Origin of the sequence: Acinetobacter sp. UNC436CL71CviS28, from assembly GCF_000620525.1 — a bacterium.
GTDB lineage: Bacteria > Pseudomonadota > Gammaproteobacteria > Pseudomonadales > Moraxellaceae > Acinetobacter > Acinetobacter radioresistens.
In genome coordinates this window covers 1-2221 of the sequence record NZ_JIBB01000086.1, presented here as the reverse complement: position 1 = coordinate 2221, position 2221 = coordinate 1, and the positions used below count along the sequence as shown (strand labels likewise).

2 protein-coding genes and 2 pseudogenes are annotated in these 2221 nt (G+C 38.9%); 2 read left to right on the top strand and 2 right to left on the bottom strand.

Annotated elements, in window-relative coordinates:
• Positions 1 to 169 precede the first annotated feature (169 nt).
• Positions 170 to 478, top strand: a complete 309-nt coding sequence (locus N518_RS0115155) for an AzlD family protein (RefSeq protein WP_004897618.1) — start codon at positions 170 to 172, stop codon at positions 476 to 478.
• A 53-nt stretch (positions 479 to 531) separates the two neighbouring features.
• Here the strand turns inward: N518_RS0115155 and N518_RS17145 are convergent, their stop codons facing one another.
• Positions 532 to 705, bottom strand: coding sequence for a hypothetical protein (locus N518_RS17145; RefSeq protein ID WP_155756720.1), 174 nt, complete (start codon positions 703 to 705; stop codon positions 532 to 534).
• A 767-nt stretch (positions 706 to 1472) separates the two neighbouring features.
• On the opposite strand from N518_RS17145, the pseudogene N518_RS16545 reads away from it, so the two are divergent.
• A pseudogene (locus tag N518_RS16545) lies at positions 1473 to 1767 on the top strand (transposase); the annotation flags it as partial.
• Positions 1768 to 1795: 28 nt separating this feature from the next.
• On the opposite strand, the pseudogene N518_RS17025 reads toward N518_RS16545, so the two are convergent.
• Positions 1796 to 2123: pseudogene (locus N518_RS17025) on the bottom strand (transposase-like zinc-binding domain-containing protein).
• Positions 2124 to 2221: the final 98 nt, after the last annotated feature.

Genomic DNA, 2221 nt, shown 5'->3' with positions numbered 1-2221 from the left:
TGCTGTCAATAGTTGTTGGGGGGCAGAAAAATTTAAGAATTATCTGTATATGGATAGCAGCAGCTATAAGTTCATTACTTGCTTATTGGTACTTACCTGAAAACTCTCATGTTGTTGTTGGAGCTTTAGTAGGTGGCGTTGTTGGTATGCTATTAAAGGACAAACAGGCATGAATTTAGAGATAAGTACACAGTCGGTAGGACTTATTATTTTCATTATGGCACTTGTAACATTGGCCACCCGTTGGGGTGGTGTTTTCATCATGTCCTTTATCCCAATCAATGACCGAATACAGCGTTTTATTAGCGCAATGTCAGCTTCTGTATTGGTCGCTATATTGGCTCCAATTGCAATTGAGGGGGATCTTGGTGCTCGATGTGCATTATTAGCGACAGCTATAACAGCGGTGATTTTCAAAAAACCTCTAGTTGCTATAGGGACTGGTATTATCACTGCGGCTGTTATACGACAGTTTTAGGGATAAGCTCCTGCAATTGATTTGATAAAGCCAAACACACAAGCGTTGGGCTTTTATGATTTATCAACAGGATTATTAATGCTCGAAATCTGCTCAGGACTCTCCACCCATGATTCGCGATGCTCATCACGGGTGGAGAGTCCTGAGCAGATTTCGGCAATATTCACCCTACCTTCGCCAATAAAAATTGACACAGGTATTTGAATATTGCCGTTGTCGCTCTTCACGGTATGGAGCCGCCTTTCGCTTTCAATCGACACGCTCAGATTGCGTTTAGTCTGAGTCGCAAGAGAGTATTTTGGATCTAACTATCCACCCGCACACGCCTTTCTCTCTCATTGGCTTGTTATCTCGGCGAGGGAACTACCCAACATGCCACTTAAACAATCGACCAACGTATTCCCTGCGCCCTTTCCCCAGTGCAATTCTTCAGATAGGAAAGCGATTATAAAATCTTTAGCCTTTGATGCCTGCCGTCACTTATCCACCTGCACATCAAAGCCACGAAGAAGATCAAGCCAACATATAAACAGTTGCACTTACAAACTTAATCTTTTGTACAGACGTAGTGAACGAACCGATGGGTTTAAATTGTATGACGAAGCACATTTAACGAAATTTTTTATATCTGAGGCATTGAAACCAAAGCAATTTCTCAAAAAATTAGACTGTGTACAAAAAAATTTACATATAAACGGTTGTACAAAAGAATAATTTCCTTAAAATATGAGGAACTGGCAGTTACAAGCCTCTGGTGATTATCTGTACGAGTTTCAGCTCTACAGATCTTTCGTTAAAAGATACTGGTAATATCATTTAACTGTAACGCCAATAAATTTAATACAAAGGCCCTTGTTAAAACAAGGGCCTTTGTATTCCAGTTACATAAAAAATGAAATTAGCTATGTTAATGGGCTGCAATGTGATTTGGACAGCTCTTTTACTGAACCGTACCGGGTTTGTTGGAGACAACTTTTCTTGAGAGAAGGTTCCGATGACAAAACCCAAATATACCCCTGAAATCAAAGAAAGAGCAGTTCGCTTACTTGTCAAACCCGAAAAAGACTATATCCCTCGACTTGAATTGCAATCACAACAATTTCTCGCAAGATTGGCTGTACTCCTGAAAAACTTCGTGCCAGGCATCAAATGCATTTAGATCAGCAACGTATCAAACAACTTGAAAACTAGAATAAAGAACTGCAACGGGCGAATGAAATTCTTCGTAAAGCAGAAGCTTTTTTCGCCCAAGCGGAGCTCGACCACCCACACAAATAATGATTGATTTCAGGTGGTGTTTCAAAAATTATACTGGGATTAAATGCAGCCATTATTGATGTAGAAGAAGGTTAAATCGAAAGCCTTAAAGTGATTTTCTAACTTTTTCGAAAAATTACAGCTTCTCCTAAGCTCATCGACTTCAAGACATTCGTAGTGACTTTGTTTAGGACGAATCTGATAGGTCGATTCACTTAAGGTTCGTAATACCTGAGTTGCACCCTTGATAGCTTAATCCATGATCACCAATAAACTGATGTTTGCAATCTTTGCACTGATGGTTTTGTTTCCCATCTACTTTGATGCCATTTCTCTTTATATTATTACTTAGACAGGTAGGACATTTGATTTGTAGCGTTATTTTCATACCTCTATTCTATCAAAAGCCATATTTTTTTTCAGCATACTTTTTAAAACACCACCTAATTTTTTATGAAGTTATGAAGTTATGAAGTTATGAAGTTA

Coding starts and splice junctions, on each gene's coding strand:
- N518_RS0115155 (WP_004897618.1), top strand. CDS start 170: ATGAATTTAGAGATAAGTACACAGTCGGTAGGACTTATTATTTTCATT.